Source organism: Streptomyces sp. NPDC107550 (assembly GCF_055639095.1).
The window spans coordinates 40,549-63,786 of the sequence record NZ_JBVKBC010000035.1 but is presented as its reverse complement, the minus strand read 5'-3'; the positions used below and the strand labels follow the sequence as shown (position 1 = coordinate 63,786).

The 23,238-nt window shown below is 69.4% G+C and carries 14 protein-coding genes; 5 read left to right on the top strand and 9 right to left on the bottom strand.

Annotation, left to right across the window (positions count from 1 at the left end):
- Positions 1-266: 266 nt before the first annotated feature.
- The 4 genes from ACZ7LY_RS30100 to ACZ7LY_RS30085 form a co-directional block, all read right to left on the bottom strand.
- Positions 267-887: a hypothetical protein gene (locus ACZ7LY_RS30100; protein ID WP_053641157.1), complete on the bottom strand. Its 621-nt coding sequence runs from the start codon at positions 885-887 to the stop codon at positions 267-269.
- The gene (locus ACZ7LY_RS30095; protein WP_471627897.1) at positions 888-2,738 is read right to left on the bottom strand and encodes a DnaB-like helicase C-terminal domain-containing protein; all 1,851 of its coding nucleotides are present in this window, start codon (positions 2,736-2,738) and stop codon (positions 888-890) included.
- A gap of 1,337 nt (positions 2,739-4,075) precedes the next feature.
- The gene (locus ACZ7LY_RS30090; RefSeq protein ID WP_471627896.1) at positions 4,076-5,167 is read right to left on the bottom strand and encodes a hypothetical protein; all 1,092 of its coding nucleotides are present in this window, start codon (positions 5,165-5,167) and stop codon (positions 4,076-4,078) included.
- Complete coding sequence (locus ACZ7LY_RS30085; RefSeq protein ID WP_007387413.1) at positions 5,133-5,396, bottom strand: hypothetical protein; 264 nt, start codon at positions 5,394-5,396, stop codon at positions 5,133-5,135. Before ACZ7LY_RS30085 ends, ACZ7LY_RS30090 begins: the two co-directional genes overlap by 35 nt.
- Before the next feature lie 565 nt (positions 5,397-5,961).
- On the opposite strand from ACZ7LY_RS30085, the gene ACZ7LY_RS30080 reads away from it, so the two are divergent.
- The 5 genes from ACZ7LY_RS30080 to ACZ7LY_RS30060 all read left to right on the top strand — a co-directional run bounded on the left by ACZ7LY_RS30080 (position 5,962) and on the right by ACZ7LY_RS30060 (position 17,944).
- On the top strand, positions 5,962-6,495 hold the full coding sequence (locus tag ACZ7LY_RS30080; RefSeq protein WP_471627895.1) for a hypothetical protein: 534 nt from the start codon (positions 5,962-5,964) through the stop codon (positions 6,493-6,495).
- Positions 6,492-8,558 carry a DEAD/DEAH box helicase family protein gene (locus ACZ7LY_RS30075; protein WP_471627894.1) on the top strand — a complete coding sequence of 689 codons (2,067 nt, stop codon included), beginning with the start codon at positions 6,492-6,494 and terminating at the stop codon, positions 8,556-8,558. The genes ACZ7LY_RS30080 and ACZ7LY_RS30075 overlap by 4 nt, the downstream gene beginning before the upstream one ends.
- Positions 8,548-11,268 carry a TerD family protein gene (locus ACZ7LY_RS30070; protein WP_471627893.1) on the top strand — a complete coding sequence of 907 codons (2,721 nt, stop codon included), beginning with the start codon at positions 8,548-8,550 and terminating at the stop codon, positions 11,266-11,268. Before ACZ7LY_RS30075 ends, ACZ7LY_RS30070 begins: the two co-directional genes overlap by 11 nt.
- 239 nt (positions 11,269-11,507) lie before the next feature.
- Positions 11,508-16,772, top strand: a complete 5,265-nt coding sequence (locus ACZ7LY_RS30065; protein WP_471627892.1) for an AAA family ATPase — start codon at positions 11,508-11,510, stop codon at positions 16,770-16,772.
- Positions 16,769-17,944: a hypothetical protein gene (locus ACZ7LY_RS30060; RefSeq protein WP_471627891.1), complete on the top strand. Its 1,176-nt coding sequence runs from the start codon at positions 16,769-16,771 to the stop codon at positions 17,942-17,944. The genes ACZ7LY_RS30065 and ACZ7LY_RS30060 overlap by 4 nt, the downstream gene beginning before the upstream one ends.
- Positions 17,945-18,007: 63 nt before the next feature.
- On the opposite strand, the gene ACZ7LY_RS30055 is transcribed toward ACZ7LY_RS30060, so the two are convergent.
- From ACZ7LY_RS30055 to ACZ7LY_RS30035, 5 genes are read right to left on the bottom strand one after another with little or no spacing between them, the layout of a single operon-like run.
- A complete protein-coding gene (locus ACZ7LY_RS30055) occupies positions 18,008-19,372 on the bottom strand; it encodes an ATP-binding protein (RefSeq protein ID WP_199837036.1) in 1,365 nt (454 codons plus the stop codon).
- Positions 19,369-20,871 (bottom strand): hypothetical protein, encoded by a 1,503-nt coding sequence (locus ACZ7LY_RS30050; protein ID WP_471627890.1) that lies wholly within the window; start codon positions 20,869-20,871, stop codon positions 19,369-19,371. Before ACZ7LY_RS30050 ends, ACZ7LY_RS30055 begins: the two co-directional genes overlap by 4 nt.
- Entirely contained in the window at positions 20,868-22,004 is a 1,137-nt protein-coding gene (locus ACZ7LY_RS30045) for a hypothetical protein (protein ID WP_471627889.1), read from the bottom strand. Before ACZ7LY_RS30045 ends, ACZ7LY_RS30050 begins: the two co-directional genes overlap by 4 nt.
- A gap of 56 nt (positions 22,005-22,060) precedes the next feature.
- Positions 22,061-22,900 carry a hypothetical protein gene (locus ACZ7LY_RS30040; protein WP_471627888.1) on the bottom strand — a complete coding sequence of 280 codons (840 nt, stop codon included), beginning with the start codon at positions 22,898-22,900 and terminating at the stop codon, positions 22,061-22,063.
- A gap of 35 nt (positions 22,901-22,935) precedes the next feature.
- Positions 22,936-23,205, bottom strand: coding sequence for a hypothetical protein (locus tag ACZ7LY_RS30035; RefSeq protein WP_471627887.1), 270 nt, complete (start codon positions 23,203-23,205; stop codon positions 22,936-22,938).
- Between the last annotated feature and the right edge of the window lie 33 nt (positions 23,206-23,238).

Here is a 23,238-nt window from a genome sequence, read left to right as displayed (position 1 = left end):
TCTTGGCCGTCAGACGGCCGCAGCGTCAGGGGGAGGGCGCCGGAGGCGTGCTGGAGGGTCTGGCGGCGGGCGACGCCGGAAGCACTGGTGGTCGGCATGAGAATGACATGGCCCTTCGTTACTCATGCAAGCAACGAGTGAGCACCACCCGTCAGCGTCAACGACCAGGCCACCGCACCTGCGCCACTGACACTCAGACGACGAGGTCCAACCGACACTCCCCCGCAGACCATCAGGGCCGGTCAGGCCAGCCGCAGGCGGTCGTGTCAGGCGCCGATGCCGATGTAGGAGACGTAGGTGTAGGCGCCCCAGTCGGAGTCAAGTTCGGCGATGATGTCGTCCCAGAGGTCTTCCATGGTGTCCAGGTCGCTGGCGACGAGGGCGTCGACGGCGTCGTCCCAGATATAGCGGACCTGCCGGTGTTGAATCCTCAGGTTGTCGCGGCGGCGGGGCTCGTCGACAGTGGTCTGGTTGACGGGGTGGATCTCGATACGGGTGCCGCGGCCGCCTCGGTTGAGGTGCTGCTTGAGGGCGCCGGGGTTGGCGAGCACGTTGTGGGCTCGCAGGTTCCAGTAGGCAGTGTCGATCGCTTCGAGGTTGGCCGGGCGCGGGCGCTGGGTGCCGCGGGTCCAGGCGCGGATCGTGGCGGGGGTGGCGAGAATGCCGGCGTCGGCCAAGGCTTGGGGGCCGCCTTTGGTGGTGGTGAGGTAGCGCATGCGGGCTTTCAGGCCGCGGCGGGTGCCGACCGGGGATTTGATTCCGCCGTCGATGATCATGCGTTCGAGGGCGTCCTCGAGGGCGCGGGCGAGGGCGATTTTGCCGTGGACGTTTCCTGGGTCACGGTCTGCGCCGTAGTTGCCGAAGTTCTTCCATCCGTCGGTCGACATCTATTGGGCGCTCTTCCTCGGCAGGGGGTACTGGTCTTTTTGTTTCATCTGGGTGGTGAGGCGGCCTTCGGTGAATACCTTGCGCCAGTCGCCGGCTACGTGGAGTTCGTCGGTGCCGCGGACGCGGACGACGGTCAGGCCATTGGTGTGGGCGCGGTGGGATTTGTACCAGAGGTTAGCGAATGCCTGGGAGCGGATGATGTGCATCCAGTCGGGTCGGCGGATGTCGCGGTTGACGCTTGATTCTCCGATGGTGGAGGTGAATTTTGAATACATGGCTTTGATGTATTCGACGGTCACCGTGTCGTCGGCTTCGATGGCATTGGTGCGGGCCTCGGTTAGGACACGGCGGAATTTTTCCAGGAGGCCTTCGCTGGTGCCGGAGGTCCAGCGCTCGGTGATGCGCGGGGCCTCGCACAGGCCGAGGCGGGCGCAGCGGATGAGGAGGCGAATGGTGGCGTCGTCGAGGAGGACGGGGCCGTCTTCTCGGCGGTTGCCGATCGGGTCGGGCAGGTCGGGGTGGTGCCAGGTGGGGCGGGTGGGGAGGCGGTAGATGCCGGAGCGCTTGGGGTCGAAGCCGCCGTTGGGGTCGTGGATCAGGGCGCCGATGGGCAGGTGGGTCTTGAAGGCGGACAGGAAGCTTGCGTTGGTATCGAGGGCGTTGACGGTGATCGGGGGGTGGGTGCCGTTTTGGAGGGCGTCCATGAGGTGGGTGTTGGTCCAGTTGTGGCGGCCTTCCCAGATTTCGTCGGCGCCGTCCTTGGTTTTCTTCCGGAGGAATTCAAGGGTTTCCGGGTAGACGGTGTGTTCGTAATTTCCGCCGACGCGGGTTGCCTCGAACAGGGCCATTGCGTTCGGTACGGCCTTTTTCACCAGGGCTTCGGTTGCGACGGTGATGTCACCGTCGTGCTCGTGGAGGGCTTCGTCGACGGCGCGGGTGATCATGCCGGTGAAGTAGCTGTAGTCCCGGTTGGCGTAGCCGCCGGGCGGAGGTGGAGCGGCGGTGCGGCGGTGCGATGACCTGCGTGGGGCGTCGGTGTGGGCTGCCTGGGCGGGCTCGGTGGGTGTGGGGGCTTGGAGAGGCGCCTGCGGGGTGTGTCCGGGGGTGTGCAGGTTCGCGGCTTGTGGCTGCGCTGGAGGGGTGGGGCTGGCGTAGGGGATGGCCGGGTCTGTGATGCGGGCGTGGGCAAGGTCGGCGTGGAGAGTGAGGGCGGCCTGCGGGCCGAGGTCGCGTTCGGTGATGGTCGCGTGGATCTGGTCGGCGTCGCGGGTCAACGTGATGGTGATGTCGAGGCTGAGCTCGGCGATCAGGCGGGGATCGTCGCTGTCTACGGCAGCGACGACGGGGAGCTCGTGGGTACGGGCGAGGTGAGCGAGGGCCTGGGCGGCGTCGGTGATCTGGGCCGGGCCGGACAGCGGCAGTCGGGGGTCCTCGGTGGTCTGGAGGCGGTCGACCACGATGAGGGCCAAGCCGGGCAGGTCCGGGACGCTCTCGGCGATCGCGTCGGTGGTCAGGTCGGTGCCGTCATCGATGTACAGCGGGGCTTGGGCCAGGTGGTGGTGGAGGGCTGCGGTGTCGTCCTGCTCGGTGGGTGTGAGGCGGCCGGCTCGCAGGCGGCGGTAGTCGACGGGCAGGTGTGCGGCGACGATGCGTGCGGCGATGTCGGCGCGGGTGAGTCCGGAGGCGGCGTAGAGGACGGGTTGGTGCTGGTCGAGGGCGCTGGTGCGTGCGGCGGCGGTGGCGATCAGGCTGGATCCGGCGCCTGGGGCGGCGGCGACGAGATAGAAGCGGCCGGGCTGGAGGCCGCCGAGGGCGTCGTCCAGGGTGCGGATCCCGGTCGGCAGGCCCATCAGGGGTGCGGGGGCGGTGGTTTCACCGGTGGAGGCAGTGGTGGGAAGGACGGTGTCCAGGGCTTGCGCGAGTGCGGCCAGGCGTCGCAGGGTGCGTGGCGCAGTGATAGTTGGTGGGCCACTGGCCGGGATGACGGTCTTGTGGCTGGTCCCGGGCGTCGCGGGAGTGGGGGCCGGCGGGCCCGGCTCGGGCGGGGCCGAGGGGGGTGCGGGGAGGGCGGCCGGTGGTGTGAGTGGGTGCTGGAGTGTCGGGGGGCTGGGTGCGGGGGTGGGAGCGGCCGGGGAGCCGGTGGGGGTGGCCGACGGGGCCGGTGTGGCTGGGGTGGTGCCGCGTGAGGCGGGGGTACTGGCAGGTGCAGGCGTGTCCTGGGCTGCTGGTGTCGGTTCCGGCTGTGGTTCCGAGGGCGTGGTGGGTGCAGCGGCCGCTTCGGCAGGAGGAGTGGTCGGTGCGGGCGCGAGGTCTTTCGCGGCCTCGACTTCGGCTTCGGCTGTTGTGGTCGGGAGGGGGGTCTGGACTGCTTGCGGGGGTGTTGTGGCGGAGTCCGGGGCTGCTGCTGCAGCCGGAGCCGCTGTGTCGGGTGCTGGCTCGGCTTGAAGTGCGGGCGGGGTGGGGGTGCCGTCCGCGGCTGCGGCAAGCAGGACGGCGACGGGGGTCTTGTGGCGGCACAGCACCTGAGGGTGGCCCTCGGCGCCGTACTGGATCAGATCCCCCAGCTTTTTGCGGGCGTCCACGAAGCTGTGGGTGGGGGCTTGGGTGAGGTCCCAGCCCAGTTCGGTTGCATGGGCGGGCGTGGTGAGCAGTGCATGGTGCGGACCACGCGTCAGGGGTGTGGGGTGCCCTTGGATGGCGGCGTTGATCAGCTGCTTGAGTGTGCTGCGGGCCTCGTGCAGCGTCGCCGGGCCGGTGCGCGTCAGGGCGTGTGGTGTTTCCGCGTCAGGGGCGGCGGAGGTTGTTCCCCGCTCGGACAACGGGCCCTCAGCTGACTCGGGTTGACTGTCATCGCCGTGTCGGCGGCTAGCGTCTTCGGAGGCTGTCTTGGCCGCTGAGGATGGTGTGGGAGGCGTGGGAAAACTCAATGGCCAGTTGCCCGCCCAGCGCGGAGCCTGGTCGGACGGCTCCTGTGAGGCTGCAGGCGGAGCGGTGTGGGCGGGGTTGCTCGGCACGGCAGCGCCGGAAGACGCCTCACCGGCCGTGCGGGATGAACGTGAGGAGGACACCCGGGGACTCCAAGAGCAAGTGGCAAGCGGATCGCAAGGGGAAGGTCGGGCAGTTGGCTCGGCAGCGGCCGCCTCTGCGAAACGACCGCGCCGCTAAAAATGTAACGTCACCCCCCAGTCTAGCCGACGTTACATAATATTCGCCCCGGAATTACGTAACGCTGGGGTTGGTGTCGTGGGTGATCAGGCCGGTCTTGCCCGGGAGGATGGCAGGCAGGTGGTTCGGGAGGTGTCAGGCGTGATCGGCCGTGCCCCGTGGGGGTGGCGGGCTCTACCAATGCCTTCAGCTGGGCACGGAAGGCGGCCTGCTCACCGGCCCATGCTTGCCTCTGGGCCTCGCCCTCCGGCTCGTCGTAGTCCTCATACAGCCAGATGTCCGAGGACTGCTGCTGGAACGCCCTCTCGCGCATCCGTTCCTCGTAGTCCTCGTACGTCTCGTCCGGATGGATCTGCCCGATACGGCGCTTGATCTCCTCGTCGCGCTCACGGCGTTCGAGGTACTCCTGCACGGCCGGGTCGGCGTCGGCGCACGCGTACCCTCTGCCTCGCTGGGGCGGCTCGGGCGGTCGCCGGCGGTCCTCGATGCGGTCGAGGACCGCATGCCACTGTGCGGCGTCCGCCACGCTCACGTCGAAGGCTTTCAGGAGCGCGGCCAACTGCTCGCGGCCGGGCAGGACCTTCCCGATGAGGATCAGGTGGGCTGTCGAACGCGGTACACGGTGCCCGTCGGCCTTGGTCGCCTTCTCGATGGCGCGGTAAGAGGGCCGGCCGGCCCTCAGGCGCAGCCGCGTCAGTTCCTGGCCCAGGGAGGCGGGGGTGCGGACCTGCCGGGTCCGTCGGCCGCGACCGGCCAGGTGTGGGCGGGCCTTCTCGGTTGCAGCTGCCTTCCACAGGCTCAGGGCTGACGCTTCTCGCCTCTGCGTGGAGTGGCTGCCGAGGTCGCCGGCAGCGCGGGCGTAGGCGAGGACGGTCTCGAGCGGGGGCAGGTGGGTGCCGCGGGCGGCCTGGCTGAGGGTGGAGGCTCCGCGGAACCCGGGCGCGCCCGGTGGGCCGGTGCGCTCGGACAGGGTGGCGTAGGTGGTACGGGTGTCGTCCTTGAGCTGGCGCAGGTAGACGGCCAGGGCCCGCAGCCGGGGGCTGGTGCCGGCGGCGACAGGTTTGGTGGGGCGGCCCATGTCACCGGCTGCGGCGGCGGGAGGGCTTGGCGACATCGCTGGAGCGGCGGCCGGTGATCAGGTCGGCCACTGCGGCGGCCACCACGACCAGCGCGGCCGGGACGGGCCGGTTGCCGGCGGCCAGTCCGGCCGATGCCAGGACGACCACGACGATGACCACGACCTCGGGGATGCCCAGCCGACTCGGCTGGGTGCGGGCAGGGAGGTGGCTGGCGCAGAACGCCGGCGGCTCGGGGCTGGCGGCGGGCAGGGGAAGGGCGGACATGAGCAGCTCCAGGAAGGTAGGGGTGAGGTCCCCAACCCGGGTGATTCGGGAAGGGATTGGTGCGAGGCGTATCCCGCCGTCGATGCCTCAAGGTTCCCTCGCCGACGCTCTCAAGGCCAGCCTGATCGGCGCCCGTTCAGGCTGACGTGTTCACCGTCGTGAAACGCAGGTACGTCGTTCGTCCCTGGTCAGGCCACCTGGAAAATCGGGTTGACCCGAAATCGTCCAGGGCTTGCACCGTCCCTGGTACAGCTGGCCGAGAGGTGTGTGAAGCGAAATTCCCGACTCCGGACACGAGGTCGAGTGGGCGACAAGGGCGTCTGGTTCCCGTTCTTCGGCCGGCGGCAGTCGGCCCGGGTAGGTGACGGAGAGCGGAGTACATATCCGCTTTCGGGGTGCAGAGAGAGTGTGGCTGCGACAATGAAGTACCGCAGGGGGCGGGTGGGGCGACTTCGCTGTAGGTGAGGGTGCAGGCCTCTTTTTTGTGTGAAGGGGGAACGTGGGGGCGTGGTTTGAGCGCATGGCGGCTGTCCCTGGCCTTGCCTTTGCCGGGAGCCCGGGTGTCATGCGGGAGGCGCTGCCGGGCGCAGGGGTTCGTCCGGACGAGTCGTACGGCTCGCCGATGTGGTCGACCGCCGAGGGGAGTACGTCTGCGACACCGGCCAGCCGGCATGTGCCGTTCGACGCGCGCGGCGCTGAGCTGATCGCCCGTGTCTGGGAGGCGCTGGAGCTTCCGGGCTCGGCCAGGGACTACCACTTTGTTCTGCAGAGCGCGGTCGATCGACTGTGGAGTACACGTCGTGCGGAGCCTGGGGCCCTCGCCGCGCTTGAGGTGTTCGCCCTGCTGGACCTGGAGTTGATGGAAGCAACCCCGCACGCCGTGTCCTTCGACACCACTGATGCTCCGGCGGCGTTTGTGCGGGTGTCCTCGGTGCCACGGTTGATCGGCCTGCTGGAGCGCGAGGGCGCCTTCGCGGAAGCACTTGAGCTGGCGCGGCGGTTGGCCCGTTTCGGGCAGGGCGAGGATGTGGCGGCCCGGCTGTCGGAGAAAGCTCAGGCGCTGGTTACCGAGGCTGCGGCACAGGGTGGATCGTCATGAGTGCGGGCCTGGAGCGACTGATCCCGGCTGCCTCCTACTTGGAGGAGGCGTTCTTGCGGTGGGTGCTCACGCCGGCCGTGGACGCGTCGATCGTTGCGCGGATCCGCAGTCAGCACCCGGTCACCGTCAACGAGCGCGCTTACCGGCTGGACTACCTGATCGCGGGTGAGGCGCTGCAGTTGGCCGTCGAGCTCGACGGGTTCGCCTTCCACAGTGACCGGGCCGCGTTCACCTACGACCGGCTGCGACAGAACGATCTGGCCGCGACCGGCCTGACCATTCTGCGGTTCTCCTACGATGCGGTGCGTACGGACACGGCGCGCTGTGTGGCCCAGTTGCAGGCGATGCTGAGGCAGGATCCGCTCCTGGCGCCGCTGGTGACTGCCGTGCCTCGCATCGGGATCCCGGACATGGCTGGCGATCCGATGCGGGCCGCCGATCCGCCTGGCGGTGCCGAACTGCCTTCAGGCGGGGCGTACTTCGCCGGTGAGCGGGCCAGGGTGGACCGGGCGCCGCTGCGGGAGTGCCAGGACGAGGCGTTGGCCTCGTTGGCGAACTACTACGCCTCCGGCGGCCGGCATGCGGCTGCGGTGATGGCGGTGGGGTCGGGCAAGACGGCCCTGGGGGTGGCGGCCGCGTTGTCGTTCAGTCGACGGCGGGCGCTGGTGGTGACCCCGGGCTCGGTCATCCGCGGCACCTTCGCCAAGGCCCTCGATCCGGGGATACCGGGCAACGTCCTGTATGGGCTGGCGGGCGGGCCGCTGCTGCCCGGTGCCCGTCCGCCGGCCACGCTCGTCCTGGACGCGGACGACGGGCAGATCAGCCAGGTCAGCCGTGAGCGGCTCCTGGCTGCGGACATCCTGGTCACCAACTTCCATGCGCTGGGCACGGGCGACAGTGACGGGGACCTGCTGGCCAAGCTGGAGGCGGAGGACATCGACTTCATCGTCGTCGACGAGGCGCACATCGCGGCCAGCGCCTCCTACCAGCGGCTGTTCGCCCACTTCCAGGGTGCGCGCACACTGCTGATGTCGGCGTGCTTCCAGCGTTTGGACGGCAAGCCGATCGACGCCGATGTCGTCTACCGCTACCGGCTGGTCGACTCCGTCGCGGACGGGTCGGCGAAGAACCTGCGGGTGCACCGGTTCGCTCCCGAGGTGGCGTCGACGGTGTATGAGGCGGTGTGGCCGGACGGGCGGCGCGAGCAGATCGTGGGCCGTGATGCTTTGCTGGCCACGCTGGGCGACGAGCGGAAGATGGCACGCATCACCGCACAGTCCGAGGCGCCGATCCGCCAGGTGATGGCCGTGACGCGGGCGTGTCTGGATGCACAGGCCAAGCTGCTGGCGCCCGTGAAGCCGAGGGTGCTGTTCGCGGCGATGGGCCAGGCGCATGCTGAACAGATCGCGCGGATCGCCGAGGAGTACGGGATCCCCAGTGCCACGCTGCACCACAGCATGCCCGCCTCCGCGATCGCCTCCACCCGGCGGCGCTTCGAGTCCGACGCCGGGGATCTGCAGGGCATCGTGCAGCTGCGGATGCTCGGCCAGGGCTACGACTTCCCGCCCATCACCGTGGTCGTACCGCTGCGCCCCTATGGCAGCTTCGGCGAGTTCTACCAGTTCGTCGGCCGCGGTGTCCGCGTCCTGCGCCAGACCGCGGTGGCTGCCGACCAGCAGTACCTGGACGTGGTCTGCCATGCCGAACTCGGCCTGGAGGAGCATCTGGAGGCCATGTGCGCGGACAACGACATGGATCCCGCTGTGCTCCTGGATGTCCCGCTGATCGACGCCACCACCATGGAAGGGGATCTCCCCGGCCCCGGCGGCGCCGCGGAGGGGGCCGGCGGGGGTCTGGGCGGTGTGGACGCGTTCGTGCTGTACGAGCGCGGACGCGTCGAGCAGCGCGTGGTGCACGAGCTGGACCGTGTGGAGGCCCGAAGAACGGAGCGGGAGATGCAGCTGATGGCCCAGCGCTACGCCGTCTATGCGCAGAACACCGCTGCGCCGGTGCCGTTTGAGCAGTTCGTCGAAACCATGCGGAGGCTGACCGGTGGCCGGTGACCCGACACGCTGGTGGCAGCCGGCCGTGGAATGCAGTCCCGAGCAGGCGCTCACCCTGGAGCGGGCGGCCGGGCAGCAGCAACGGTTCGCCGACGTCGACGCCCTGGCGGCCGGGCTGCTGGCCGCGGGGTTCGCCGGACGGCCGGTGGCCACCGTCGTCCCCGGCCGAGGACGCCACACGCCGGACACCGCCAAGGTGACGGCCCTCACCCGGGAAGAGGAAGTCTTCTGCGTCAACGCCTTCGGGGTCCAGGAGCAGCAGCGGCTCGGGGCGTGGTACCTGCCCCAGAAACTCTCGGTCAAGGCAGGGGCAGTCAATCTGCCGTATCTGCTGCGGGAACGCCCTGGCCACGCTCTGACGCTGGCCGCCGATGAGACCGCCCGCCTCACCGCTGTGGAGGACTGGGACACGGTGCTGCTGTGGGCGCTGCTGGTGCCGCTGTTCGAGACACTGCTTCAGCCCATCCGGCTGCGGGCGGCAGGAGAGATCTTCCCTCGCACAGAACAGCAGCGGTTCTGGACACTCATCGAGGAGCGTTACCGGCTGCTGGGCATCGACGAGAGCGCGCTGGAAGCCTTCCGCTTCGGCGGCGGCTGGCACCAGCTGGACCGTGTGGGACAGCAGCAGGCCCGCCTTCGTTTGCTGGACACCCTTGCCGCCGCCGACCTCGTGCAGCTTGCGGCACGTCACCGGATCCAGCGGTTGCAAGGGCTGATGGCTGGTTTCGCCAAGAAGGCCAGGACGGGAACAGCCCTGGCGCGCCGGGTGCTCACCAAAGAGCTGCAGCCGGTCGTCTCCGCGTACTTCGGGGGCGACTGGCTGGCTGTGCTGGATTACCTTCAGGCTCCCCCTCACCCGGATGAGGAGATCATCACCGCTCTGCCCGAGCCTCGTCTGTACGTCGGCATGGCCACGCAGACGGCCGGCATGGCTGCCGAGGCGGGCATCGCGGAGGACGAGGTCCATGCGATGCTCGCGGCCTTCCTCGGCGGCGGCAGTTCTCTGTCTCCGGTGGAGGAGCGGGCTGCGGCCCTGCGCGGCTGGTGGGCGGGCTTCGACCAGGCGCATGCCGGCCAGTCACGGGGAATGCCGTCGTTGTGGGGGCTGGTCGATCAGGATCTAATGAGTCTGAACCGGACCGAGCAGGGGTACACCCCTCAGTTGTACCGGCAGCGTCTGCCCGCCGATGTCTTGGAACGGGTGGGGCGGCTGTGGGAGACGGTGACGCTTGCGCGGTATCCCGGCAGCATCGTCAGCAACCCGCGCCCGCACCAGACCATGGCCGAAGCCCTCGGTCCCGCGGCCGAGTTCTGGCACGGCGTGGGCCTGACCGCCTGGTTCGTGTGCGAAGGTCCCTACTCCCGCACCACCTTGGACCGTGTCGACCGCTACTACAGCAGGCCGCTGGCCGCCCTGCGCGCGGCCGGATGCCCGGTCGACAGCGCCTTCTTCCGCGAACTGCAAGCCGCCGAACAACTCCTGGGGCCGGAGGAGGAGATCACGGACAGCGAGGACAGTACGGTCGAGACCCCGTACGGGCAGGTGACGTTCACCTCCAGCATGAGTCACGGCGCCCGCCGGGACGGCTTCAAGCGGGTACGGGATCTCATCACACGGCACCGGCGGGCCTGGGCCGAGCAGTATCTCGGTGCCTACGTGGAGGGCCGCTGGCGCTCCCAGTTGGAGGAGGTCGCCCACCAGCATCACCGCTTCGTCGCCGCCAAGGGGCGTCCCCCCACCCTGCCCCAGTTCGCGCGGTTCGCGACCACGGCAGCCAACCACTGGACGGGCGGCGACCTGGGGGCGCTGTACACGGCCATCGGCGAGCCGACGCCATCCCAACAGGAGCGGCCTACCCGCCTACTGACTGAGGACGGCTACGACTTCGCCCGCCGGGTGTACCAGGAGCTGGGCGGCAAGCCCGTCGACCACGACACCTGGGTGAACAACCCGGAAGAAACCCAACGGCAGTGGCAGCTCAGCCGCCTGGCCACCGAGAGCCTGCGCCACCTCCAGCTGCAGGAAGCACTCGGGCAGCCGCCGACCGCCAAGGAGTTCGGCGCCCAGCGTCTGACCTGGCCCTGGCCAGGCGAGGAAACCGAAGGCTGGCCCATCCTCGAGCGCGTCCTTGCAACGCTGACCCGTGCCAGCCTGGCCCCGGCCACTACCCGCTCCCCCACCAGCCCGCTACCCGGCGAGGAGAGCGGCACCCTGCAACTGCGGACGAGGGGAGCCAACGCAGCCATCCGCACCGAGCCGACGACGGTCCGCGTCACCTGCACCGGCGCACCCGTTGACGTGTCCGCTGTACTCCTCACCCGCAACGGCAAGGTACGCAGCGACCACGACCTCGTCTTCTACAACCACCCCAGTCACGACGGGGTCAGCGTCGGCGGGGACACCGTCACCGCCGACCTGGGCCTCATCCCTGACGACATCGCAACCATCGCCGTCATCGTCAGCATCGACCTCGAGGCCCAACCCGCCGCAGTCTTCGACCATCACACCCAGTGGCAAGCAGACATCACCCAGCCCTCCCGCACCCAACTGGCCTTCACACCTGACCCCTTCTCCTCGGGTGAGACCGTCACCATCGCGGTGGAGCTCTATCGCCACACGACCGGATGGAAGGCCCGTGCCGTCGGGCAGGGCTACGACACCGGGCTGGCGGGCCTGGCCACCGACTACGGCATCGACGTCGAAGCCTGACGCCCCCTGTCTGGTACGCGAAGCCGTCGACGACCAGGTAAGTGCGGCCACCGCCGTCGATCTCGCGTGCGAGAGCCGCTGCTGGTGCCCAACCTTCCAGGTGTTCCTGCGCCAGCTGGATCTTGCGCACACGATCTCTCCTTGGGTTTCCGTTCCGTCCCGGTACGTCAGGGAGGTTAGAGTGACCGCGACGCGCACCATGGGGGGTGCCAAGTGAGCAAGGCACGCTGGAGGTGAGCATGGGGCTGCGCCCGACACACCTTGGCTACGCTTACCAGGACCTGCTCACCGCGCTGCGACTGGTGGACCTGGCGGTGGGACGTGCGAATTCCCTGCTGGTCGACACAAAGATGTTCACCGGCGACCGATTCGATGACATCACGTGCGAGTGGAGCACCGGCAGCCGCGAGCGGCTGCAGATTAAGCACACGGATTATGACCGCGCGTTGTCGCTGGAGAGTTTTACAAAGGACAAGCGAGGCCTACGCCTGGATCTGCTCTTCTCCTCCATGGACCACGACTTCACCTCGGATCCGGGTTCCTCGCACCGCCTCGTGGTGCGCGACATGCAGCCGGAGGATCCCGAGCTGACCCGGGTGCTGCGCCCGGTCCACGCCAGCACCGATCCCGGGCCTGCACTGCACGGCCTGAGCAGCAAACGGTTCCGTTTCGACGCCGCTGCGCTGCGTGCACACGCTCCGTGGAAGGAGATGCTCGCCCAGGTCAGTGATGACCTGCTCAACCGCGCTTGCGCATCCCTGGTCGTCGACACGGATCTTCCGGCGTGTTCGCTCAACATCCGCGAGCCCGGGCCAGCCGAGGCGGCCTTGCTGCACCGCATCACCGAAGAACTCGGTGCCGGACGGCCGCCGAACCGGCATCGCACACCCGAGGAGGTGGCGCTGGCCCTGATCGAGGCGGCCAAAGCGGCGCGCAGCCGGGCGGGGACCGTGATGGTCGAGGACCTGCTTCCTCGTCTGAGTCTGGAAGTCGACTTCGGAGCGGTCCGTGAGGGGCACCCCGTGGACCGTGCCACCGAGGTGAGACGTCCTACGGTGCTCACGGGCGTGGTCGCGGCCGTGAAGGACGCTGCGCAGCAGGGGGGTGTCGTGGTGGTCACCGGCGCTCCCGGCATCGGCAAGTCGTGGTTGTGTGAGCAGCTCGGGGATGCGCTGCGGGAGACATGGCTGGCGGTGAGGCATCACTGCTGGCTCGGTGCCGCGGACATCGACCGTGAGCAGCGTGTGCTGACCGAGGTCGTGATCGGCAGCCTGCTGAAGCAGCTGGGGACGGCCGTTCCAGAGGCGCTGGCGCAGGTCAGGCCACGCTACGCGGCCACGCCGGAGACCCTCACGGCCGCGGTCACTGCCGCGCGCGGCCTGGCACCGGACCGGCCGATCGCGCTGATCGTGGACGGTATCGACCATGTCAGCCGGGTTCTTGGATCCACCACCGGCAGCGCCTTTCGTCCGCGGGTGGACCCGGCGGCCTCTCTGGTCACGGACCTCTCCGCCCTGGAACTGCCGCCCGGTGTCGTGCTCGTCCTGGCCAGTCAGCCCGGCCCTCACCTCGAGGCCGTCGACGCCGGTGCCTCCCGTCTCACCGTTGCCCCGCTCAACCGCGCCGAACTGCATGCTCTGGCGGACCGCCTGGGCGTGCTGACGGCCCTGGCGTCCTCCCCTGCCGGTGAGGGGCTCGATCCCGCTGCGCGGGCGAGGACCGCGGTCGCACTGATCGAGGAGCGCTCTCGAGGCAACGCCCTGTACGCCACGTATTTGTGCCGGCAGGCCATTGGTCCTGCCCCGGGCCTGGGAGCGGCGCCGGCGCCGGATGGTGCCGGCGATCCTCTGGAAAGGTTGCGGACGGTGCCGTCGTCGGCGCACGACCTCGACGACTACTACGCCTATCTGCTGGCCGGTCTGACCCCCGGACAGCGCTCTGCTGTCAGCATGCTCGCAGTCTGCGACTTCGCTGTGAGTGCATCGGAGCTCGAGGAAATTTTCCCGCTGCCCGGAATGCAACTCGGTGCCGCGCTGAACAGCGTGGCACCAATCGTCGCGCAACAGCCGGGCATCGGCGGACTGAAGATCCATCATGAGAGCTTCAGCCGCTTCATCCGCCGGGTCGATGGCGACGACACGTGGGTCGATCAGGTCCGGTCCCAGGCCGCCGACTGGTTGTCCCAACGGGGCTTCTTCACCGATCCCCGCGCGTTCCGGCACCTGCCCGAACTGCTGGCCGCACTGGGGCGCGATGACGAACTCGCTCTGCTAATCGAACCCGATTTCCTCACCCGCGCGATTGCCGGGCTGCAGCCGCCTCAGGCCATCGTCCACACTCTGACCGTTGCCGCGCGGCGTGCGGCGGTCCGCAACGACTGGCCCACACTGGTGCGCTGCGTCGAACTGAGCCGGGCGCGGGCGACGTATGAGGACGAAGGCCTGCCAGGTTCCCTGGTGCCGTATGCGGATGTGCTGGTGGCGCTGGTGGGAGCCGACCGCGTGGCGGCAAGCCTGATGTACGAGGGTGTGACCACGTTGGCGGCGCGGTGGGGCCTGCAGCTGTGTGCGGCGGTCGACCGGGCCGGCTGTGCCGCCCCGTGGGAGGCGTACCTCACGGCCTGGGACAAGGCACGCAAGGATGAGCGTGTCGACTACGGATCCGAGAGCGATGAGTCGGTGTTCCTGGCGGAGTTGCGCGGACGGATCCGGTTGCCAGCCCGGGCTGCTGACGATGTCGAGCTCGGGCAGGCCCCGCGTACGCTCGCGCAGCGGGTCGCCCGGTTCCTCGACCAGGAGGCTCTGACCTCGCCTGAGGATGCGCTGGGTGTGCTGTTGGACTGTCTGGGTCCAGACCCGTTGCTCGAGAGCGCGGAGCTCATCGAGCAGCCCGACCGGCGCGCGGCCCTTTTGCTGCACCTTGCGGACGCCCATGGCACGGCGGGCGGCGCGCTGCCGTCTGCCCGCACGCTGGCCACCGCGGCCTGGGCCAGCGGGCCGTGCGACCCGCGGCGCCTGCTCCGCCATGGTGTGGCAGTGTCGGACCTTGCCGAGGAGCTCTTTTCCGGGGACATCGCCGCGGTTCTCGCGAAAGCAACACAGGATGTACTGACCGATCGTGCCAGTGGCCTGTCCGGCCCGGTGAACAGGTGGCTGACACTGCTGGCCGTGGCCCATGCAGCCGATCCGCAGGCGCCCGCCCGACTGCTCCCCCTCCTGGACGGCGATGGCTTCTACCGTGCCTGGCTGCGCTTCACCCTTGCCACCGTCGGCCTGCACCGCGACGTCGAGGCGGGCATCCTCACAGCCGAAACCGCGTCTGCCACCGTGCGTGTCGCGCTCGAACAACTTGCCCAGCATGCAAACGCGTTCACGGGCAGCCCCCGGGCTTGCGATCTTGCGGACATCCACCGGCAGGTGCGGCAGGTGTTGCACGACGCCGTCGCCCTGCTGCGCGGCGATGATGTCGCTGTGGGCATCGCCTTCCTGCAAGCCGTCAGCAAGGGCACCACCACCTCTCTCATGGGCATGGCCGGAACCGGCCCGCTGATCACCACGGAGCTGGTGTCCCTGCTCGCCGGGAGCGTCGGTCAGGCAGGGGCCGACGTCGTGCACGAGCTCATGCGCACGTTGCGCGGAGCGCAAGCCGAGCGCCGTGCTCTGTATGCGGAGGACGCCGACTTCGAGCTTGAGATGGCCCGTGTGAGTCTCGCCTGCGACGACCCGCACGAGGCGCAGCGGTGCTGGGAGCGTGCCGCCCGCTACATGGGGGCCTATGGCGGTCACAAGGACATCACCATCGAGGAGCTGCTGGATCCGCTGCCTCAGCTCATGCAGGCCGATCCCGTCCAGGCGCAGGTGCGTCTGGCGCGTACGCAGCCTCTTGTCCATCTCGTCGCGGACTGCACCGACGGGCGGGGCACGGCGGGAACGCCGCAGGAGTGGTGGCGTTCCCTTGCGCGCCTGGATCCGCGGGGTGCCGCGCAGTTGGGCGCCCAGGTGCTGCTGGCCGAGTCCGGGCTGCCCGATGGCCGGGTAAGCGCGGCCCACCGGCAGCTGCTGGCCACGCAGGCTGACACGGCCGACCCCGTCGTCCTGGCCGCGCTCCGCATCGCCGCTGGACCCGATGGCCGCAGTATCCGGCAGGACGTTGCTCTGCTCACCAGGCTTGCTGACCTGCCCGGCGACGACGCGGCCCGCGCATCGCGTCTCCTGCCGGTGCTGGCCAATGCAATCACCTCCACCTACGACGACCAGACACTGATCGCCGCATCGCAGGCTGCCGGGGACGAGCCCACTTCTGCGCTGCGCACAGCAGCACAGCGTTGTGGCGGTGAGGGCGGCTTGCCCTGGGCGCCCCGCCCCGTGCCCAACAACACCTCACGTGACTGGTTCGGCCCCGAGAAGCACCCCACCACAGCCGCGTATCTGCACGCCCAGCAGCGCCCGACGCTGCCCGTAGGTGCTGCTGGCGCGCTTGCTGCGGTCCGTGACCGCACCAGCAAGGCATACGATGCCCCCTCGGGCCCACGGTGGTCGAGGGATGCCCTGGCCAATGCGGTCGGGTGGCGGCTCTTGGAGGTCATCGACGGTCAGGGAGCAGACGCAGCCGCCCAGTTCCTGCACCGGATCGCCGACGAGATGAACGCCTCCAACCCTCTTGAGCTGCTGGCCGACCTCGCCTCGGGGCTCCGCTTGCGCCAGGACAGCGATCCTGGTGTTTTCGGCCCTCTCGCCGCCACGGCGGGCATGCTCGCCTACACCAAGATGCGAGGCGGCGGCGGATGGCGTTCCTTCGGCGGCAATGACCGGCTGGATCTGTGGCAGCAGGCGCACTACGCGGACCCGGCCACCGCAGCCCGCAACCTCGCAGACCAGGTGGCCCAGGCCGTCGCCGAGGCGTCCTACAGCCGCACTATCGGTGTCAGCCTGGCCCTGGTCTCGGCGTTCGCTGTTCAGCCCCCGCTCGCTTCACCCCCGGCTGTCAGCGCTTTCGCCTGCTGGGATGCGGCGTATGGCGTCATCGCCCACCGTCTGCCGGGCCGTGCCCGTCTCGGCCAGGGTGCCTACCACCCGGTGCCGGAGCAGGCGACCCAGCACGACATCGACACCGCACTGTGCGAACTTGCGTTGGCCACGATTGCCCTGCCCGAACGCGGCGACAAGCGCCGCGCCCTGATCGCAGCGACGGTTCTGCTGGCCAGCCGTTCCGGCCAGGCGCAGGCAGCCCTGGCACGCGTCCTCTCCTTCGACCTCGGAGCTGGCCCCCTGACCTGGCTCCTGACCGTCCTACAAGGACACCTGCCCGACGGACCTCTGGATGCCGCCCTTCTCGAACAGCTCGTCACGCTGTGCGGCAGTGACGTGCTGTCCGTCCGTGCCGATGCGTCCGCCATCCTGGCCCGCGCTGGCCACCAGGCGCCCGCCCCTGCGGCAACGGCAGCTCATCCGACACTCGCACGCGCCATCGCCGCCGCCCTCTCCCCCAGCGAGGACAGCGCATGAACAACCCTCGGGAGTTCGCAACCCACCTCGTCGACCACTACCTGGGCGACCGCCTAAACGCCGCCGGCAGTCCGGCCGGGCTCCGCGAGACCGTCATCGATCTCGTGATCGATGCTCTTCCGGACGTCGAGACGCTCATGCGCATGCAGCTGGACCTTCTGACCAATGGACGCCGCAGCCAGCTTCCCGACGCCTATCTCGCCGACCAGGCCGCCGCCGAAGACGCCCTGCAACGCGCTGCCGCCGGCCTGCGTGCCGCGCTTGCCCAAGCGGGACATCTCGGCAACGCCCAGAATTTCGAACGCGGCGCGGCCGCGCGACTGCGCGATGACCCCCGCGCGGCCCTGCGTGCCGAATTCGCCCGCATTCCCCGCCCTCTGACTCGTCCCGAGGCCCTGGCGTGGTCGCTTGATCCAGCACCGTGGTTCAGTGAGAGCCATCAAGCGGACAAGCCCTGGCCGCCTTCCGGCTTCGCTTCGGTCGCGGGCCTGCGGTCCCTGCCGGGAAACGCCATGGCCTTTGCTCGCGTGAATGAAGGTCCGCACGAGGGCTGGGTGCAGATCGGCTTGTTCGAGCGGCAGCGCACTCCTGCACGCCGATACCCGGATCAGCCCGCCCGCCAACTGCAGATCGCCGTCGGCCTGGAGGCCCTCGACGACGACCCGCCGCCCGGCACACTACCCGCCTGCCAGGCCCCCTGGCAGCTGTGGACCAGCCCGTGGCGGCGCCTGGGACTCGGCCTTACAACCGAGTTAGCAGCCGAGCACATCAGTGCCGCAGACCAGGCCTTGACGGCCCTCACTGACGCTGGAACCGCTGGCCTGATCGATACGCCTCGCCCTCGCACCCTGAGCGGCCTCGGCCTGCCCGTCTACGTACTCGCACCCGCAGCCAGCGTCGTGGCCGCACTCGGCCTTGAACCCACAGAGGGAATCTGCGGGTTCAGCCTCAGCGACGCCACCGGTGAGGCAATGATCTGCCGCCAGTGGCACGGCCGCCTCGTCCACGACGGAAACTACGAACCACTCCTGCCCGCGGTCGCGGGAGCTGATCTACTCATCCGGCCCGACCTGTTCGCCCGGCTGCACGACACGATCGGCGCCGCGCGCTGCCGAGCCGGCGTCAACGTCCACCACGAATCAGCCGACGACACCCTCGACGACGAGGACTGAGGGCGCCCCAGCGACGACGCTCCCATCAACCCGCCTTCATGTGGCAGGCGTGCGGCGACCTATTCATCCGCGCCAGCGACGGGGCTGTGCCTGAGCGTAGATGGTGTGCTGGGTCAGGTGGGCGAGGACTGCGTGATTAGCCTCCCAGCCGTCGGCGACCTTGGAGGCGGCTCCGGGGTGTGCGGGATCGTTGGAGGGGTGGGCGTCGAGGAGTTCGGCGATGCCGGCGCGGGCCACGACGATGCAGGCGTGGCGGTGGCGTGAGGTGAGGACGCACAGGCGGCCGGCTTCCAGGTGGAAGGTGGAGGCGTCGCCGCGGCCGGAGAGGGGGTGCAGGACGATGGTGACGCGGAATTCGCAGCCTTGGAGCCGGTTGGCGGTGTCGACGGTGACGCCGTGCAGTTGGGGGTAGTGGCGGGCCAGGAGCGCGCGGATGTCGTGAGCCTGGCTGCGGTGGGCGGTGCCGATGGCGATGTCACCGGGCTGCAGGGCGTGCCCCTGGGGGGTTTCCTCGCAGGTGGTGATGGCGCGTCGGGTCAGCAGCCGGTCGGCGATGCCGAGGGTGGTCTGGAAGGCTTCGATGTCGCGCTGGCCGGTGATGCGGGCCGGTAGTTCGAACAGTGCCCATCCGGTTCGGGCGGCGTGCTCGATGACCTCGTCGGTGGGGGTGCGGATGTCGAGAGGGGAGAACGTGAGGGTTCGGTCGGCTTCACTGCTTCCGGCGTGGAAGGTCGTGGAGGGGTAGAAGGCGTTGCTGATCGGGGGGACGGCTGAGGGCGGCAGGCGCCAGGACACGGGCAGTGAGTGGACGGGCAGGTCGCGGTTGTTGGCGAGCAGGACGGCGACCGCGCTGTTCATGGGGTCGTGGGACAGGCCTTGGAAGCGGTCGGTTGCGACCTCGGAAAAGGGGTCGAGTTGGCCGGGGTCTCCGACGAAGAGGGCCCGTTCGAAGATGCCGGCGGTCCACAAAAGCGTGTCGGAGCGCATCTGGTAGGCCTCGTCGATGATCGCCCATGGCCATCGGCGGTCGGTGACCGTGGCCCATTTCATGGCGGTTCCCACGATGACGTCGGCCGTCTTTTCGAGGGCTTCGATGCGGGTGCCGATGCGGATGCCGGGATGTGCCTGCAGGTCGTGCGGGACTGTGTAATCCGTTGCGGTGAGCCGGGCGGTTCTCAGGTGCGGGTGGTGCCGGGCGAATCGCCGCACGAGGTGGTCGACCTGGCTGTTGGTCTGGGCGATGACGGGGCAGGGGGTGCTGGATTGCGCGAGGGTGTCGGCGGCTCGGGCGACCAGGGTGGATTTGCCAGCGCCGGGCGGGGAGTCCACGACGAGTCCGCGGTGGGTGAGCGTGGGCAGTTGCTCCAGGACGGCGCGGGCGGCCTGGTCCATCTGCTGCTGCGGCGACTGCCGGTGAGGCGGTGTCACTGTTCTTCCTCGCCCTCGCCCTCGTTGCTGTGGTCCGGCTGGTCGGCGGGAGGCCCGCCGTGGGTCCAGGGTGTCTGCTCTCGTGCGGGGAATTCAGGCATCCGGTAGGGGGCGGGTGCGATGGTGAATACGAGGAAGGCGCCGGCGTCGGGCAGGACGGCGTGGTTGGGGCGGTCCATGGTGCCCATGCCGGCGGTGATCTCAAGTTCGACGAGAGTGTCGCCGTCGGCCGGGGTGACCTCGCAGATCTTGTAGCGGGCGCTGCGGTAGGTGTGGCAGGCCAGGAGCTGACCGGGTTCCATCGGCACGGGGTCCGGGGTGGACACGGTGAGCCGGGGCCGCCATTGGGTACGTCCACTGGGGCCGCGCAGGGTGTGTTCCGCGTCGATGGTGGTGACGGTGCCGCCGAAGGCTTTGCCGGTGGTGCGCAGTTCTGCCCGTACGAAGGGGTCTTCGGCGGTGCGTTCGGCGGCGAAGGCGACGGCTGCGTGTTCCATGCGGGCCAGGCGGACGGCGGCGGCAACGGCATTGTCGCGGGCCGGACGGGGGCGTCCGTCCTGGGTCAGGTAGGTGCATTCGTCGGTGAATACGGTGCGTTCGTGGTCCCAGCGGCGTGCAGTGCTCTTGGCTTCGGGGAGGGCCTGCAGGAGCGTGTAGGCCTGCCACATCAAATCCCAGGTGGGCTGCAGGTAGGTGGCCAGCAGACGGTCGAGTTCTTGCAGGGTGCGGGGCTGCTCCTGGTCCAAGGCCCGGCGGCGGGCGCGGGCATAGGCGTCGAACAGGGGCGCCAGGTGGTCGTTGTCGAAGGGGGCGTCGGTGGCTGGTCCCGCCGGACGGTGGGTGGCCGGGTCTTCTGCCTCCAGTGCGGCGTCGCGTCCCGAGGCTGCGTGGCGGGGCGGGTCGATCCAGGCCAGCAGGGTGGCCAGGTCCTCGTCCTCGAGGGGGCTTTGGCCGCTGATCCAGTGCATGCCGAGGAAACTGGTCATGGGGATGAGGGCGGCTGAGCCGGGGAGGTCGGCGCGGTCGGTGAGATAGGTGAGCCAGTGTCCCAGGCACTGGACGGCCCGGGAGCCGGGAGCCTGGTCGTCGACGCTGCGGAACCTCAGGTCGTCTCCGAGGTCTTTCAGGTGCTGCACGGTCTGGGGGTTGGGGACGAGGATCTGGGGGGCGTCGGTGTAGCGCCAGCGTGCCGGCTTGTTGTTGGTGGCGGGCAGGTGTTCGCGGTGCCGCTGGCAGGCGTTGATGTAGGCGGTGACCGTGTCTGCCAGGGCGGCGAGCATGGGGCCGGTGCTGCCCGAGGGCGGCGCGACCAGGAGCTGGGGGCGGTGCGGGTCGGTGCCCAGCATGACGGCCAGCGGTCGTGCGGCGGGGCCGGTTTGCTTCAGCGCCAGCAGCATCAGCGGCTGGTCGCTGAGGTGGAGGTGGCACAGTTGGCTGGCGCGTTGGGCGTTGCCGGTCTGGGCGGCGCGCATCCGAAGGAGGGAGGTGAGCTGGATCATGCGGTGTCCGTGTGGAGGTCTGCGTGGATGTGCTGTGCGTGGCGCAGGGCCTGGGTGATGTCTTGCTGGTCCCGTGAGGGGTGCATGCGTCCGTCAGCGAGGTCCAGGGCTTTGGCGATGGTGTCGATTCCCGCGAGGTCGTCGCGGACTGCGGTGCCCAGGGCAGCGGTCCTGCCCTGGTTGAGGGCCTCGGTGCGGCAGTGAAAGGACAGGTCGCAGTGGTGGCGGCAGCCAGGGGTGTAGTGCGGCCGCACGGTGACGAGTGCGGCAACGAGTTCACCGCGGGGCCGGGTCGGTCTCTGGTCGGGGCCGGGCGCCAGGTCGAAGGTGGTGCCCGGGGGAAGGTTGTCCAGCAGTTCGGGCAGGCGCCTCAGCCTGCCGAGGTGGCGGCTCAGGTTCTTGATCTGCTTGTGCGCGCTGAAGGGCGTGGCGGTGGGGTGGCCGGTGAAGTTGCGCGGGTTGACCAGGATCACGGTGTCGGAGACACGGTCTGGCGGGAGGCCGTCGCCGGCGAGGAGTTCCCGCAGAGCCAGGACGTAGGCGGCGGCCTGGGTCAGTGCTGCGGTGGCCTTGACGGGGTCGGGCTGTCCGTGGATGACGGGGAAGGATTTGATCTCAACGACGTGGAAGACCCCGTCGAGCTGGAAGGCGATGACGTCGGGCTCGAGGTAGACCTGGTGGCCGGCGACGGTCAGACGCAGTACGGGGTGGTCGAGCAGGGTGCGGGGGTCCGACCTGCGGTGTGCTGCGCTGAGGATGAGGGAGCGGGTGCGGGCGTGGCGTAGTTGCGGGGAAGACTTGTCGTCATCGCTGCCGACGCTGTTGACATCCTCGTAGGACACCTCGGGCAGGGTCAGGCCCAGGGCTTTGCGGAGCAGCGGCACCAGGGGGGCTCCGGCCTGGGCGGTGACCTTGCGCTCGAAGGCGATGCCGTAGTCGAGGGCGAGCTGGGATTTTCTCAGCGGCCGCGGGAGGTCCAGATGGGCGGCGAGGGCGTCTTTGTCGATGCCGGCCGCGTCCAGCATGGAGCGGCGGTCGCAGCTCGGGTTGGCGGTCAGCGCCGCCAGGGTGCGTGCGTTGTGCGGGATGGGCGGGGCGGTTCCGCGCAATGCGCCCAGTCGTGCGTCGAGCAAGCTCACTGTTTTCCTTGGCGGGACAGGGCACAGCTGTGCTGGTTGCAGGGGTGGGTTTACGAAGTACGGCGCAGGCGGGCGGTGTTGCGCAGGATATTGCCGAAGATCTGCTCCGCGTCGCCGAGTTGCTGGCGTGCCCGCTGGGCCGCTTCGGCGCGGGTGTCGGCGTCGTCGTCGGCGTGGATCGCCAGTTCCGCTGCGGCGGCCCGGCGCAGCGCGTCCAGGTCGAGCGGGCCCCGGGGGGTGTCGCCGTGGATGTTGCGGCTGTAGTGCAGCAGGAGCTGTTGGACGGGCTGCGGCATCCCGGCCTCGCCGGCGAGGTGTTCGGCGGCGTCCGCGAGCCGCAGGGCCGATGTGAGGAAGTGGACGCGCTGGGTGAGCGGTCCTACCAGGCGCTGCTCCAGTGGCCAGGTGCTCAGGGCGAGCAGCGCGCGGGCCGGTGAGAGAAGGTCGGAGGTCAGCGCGGGGCAGATGTAGTAGGCGCGGCCGTAGGGGGCGGAGCGGAAGGAGCGTTCCTCGTCGCGGCGCAGGGTGGTCATGCGTGCCGTGTTCAGCGGGCTGGAGAAGAACGCCTGGTGGACCTGGCTGAGCAGTTTGGGCGAGGCGGGGACGGTGAGGAGGGCCAGCGCCTGGTGGACCTGGTCGCGTACGGGCACGCCCTGGTTCGGCTCGACGACTGCCAGCGCGGGCTCGGGCCGGATCTCTGGCTGGACCTCCGGCTGGGCCACCTCCGGGACATCGCTGAGCCCGCACAGCACGTTCCAGGCGTGCCGGGTGCGTGTCAGCTCCTCACCCAGGACGTTCACTTGGACGTTGTCCTGTTGTGTGAGCGCCTGCCGGAGCGCCTCTTGCAGCTGTTGCATGCGCTTCTCGAGTGCGACCAGATGCTCGTCCATACCCGCATGCTAGCAGTCACTCGGGGCTTCCAGTTTTACTCCAGGTATTGCGAAGAGCGGCATGCGAGGGGCCCGGTCGCGCAGGGGTGCGTCCCGGTGGGGTCGGTGACCGTCGGCGCGGACTCCGGCCGGACCGCGTCCGGGGCGGCACTGAGCCCGCACAGAACATCCCAGGCATGTTGAGTGCGTGTCAATTCCGCACCCAGAAGGCGCACTTGGCAAGTATCGTGTTGCGTGAGCGCCTGCCGGACCGCCTCCTGCAGTTGCTGCATGCGCTCCTCGAGAGCGATCAGATGCTCGTCCATGCCGGGATGCTAGCAGTCACTCGGGACGCCCAG

Excerpts from the sequence above, each read along its gene's own strand:
- ACZ7LY_RS30100 (WP_053641157.1), bottom strand. The coding sequence starts at position 887 with ATGTCGACCGACGGATGGAAGAACTTCGGCAACTACGGCGCAGACCGT.
- ACZ7LY_RS30095 (WP_471627897.1), bottom strand. The coding sequence starts at position 2,738 with ATGGGCCTGCCGACCGGGATCCGCACCCTGGACGACGCCCTCGGCGGC.
- ACZ7LY_RS30090 (WP_471627896.1), bottom strand. The coding sequence starts at position 5,167 with ATGTCGCCAAGCCCTCCCGCCGCCGCAGCCGGTGACATGGGCCGCCCC.
- ACZ7LY_RS30085 (WP_007387413.1), bottom strand. The coding sequence starts at position 5,396 with ATGTCCGCCCTTCCCCTGCCCGCCGCCAGCCCCGAGCCGCCGGCGTTC.
- ACZ7LY_RS30080 (WP_471627895.1), top strand. The coding sequence starts at position 5,962 with ATGCGGGAGGCGCTGCCGGGCGCAGGGGTTCGTCCGGACGAGTCGTAC.
- ACZ7LY_RS30075 (WP_471627894.1), top strand. The coding sequence starts at position 6,492 with ATGAGTGCGGGCCTGGAGCGACTGATCCCGGCTGCCTCCTACTTGGAG.
- ACZ7LY_RS30065 (WP_471627892.1), top strand. The coding sequence starts at position 11,508 with ATGGGGCTGCGCCCGACACACCTTGGCTACGCTTACCAGGACCTGCTC.
- ACZ7LY_RS30060 (WP_471627891.1), top strand. The coding sequence starts at position 16,769 with ATGAACAACCCTCGGGAGTTCGCAACCCACCTCGTCGACCACTACCTG.
- ACZ7LY_RS30050 (WP_471627890.1), bottom strand. The coding sequence starts at position 20,871 with ATGATCCAGCTCACCTCCCTCCTTCGGATGCGCGCCGCCCAGACCGGC.
- ACZ7LY_RS30040 (WP_471627888.1), bottom strand. The coding sequence starts at position 22,900 with ATGGACGAGCATCTGGTCGCACTCGAGAAGCGCATGCAACAGCTGCAA.
- ACZ7LY_RS30035 (WP_471627887.1), bottom strand. The coding sequence starts at position 23,205 with ATGGACGAGCATCTGATCGCTCTCGAGGAGCGCATGCAGCAACTGCAG.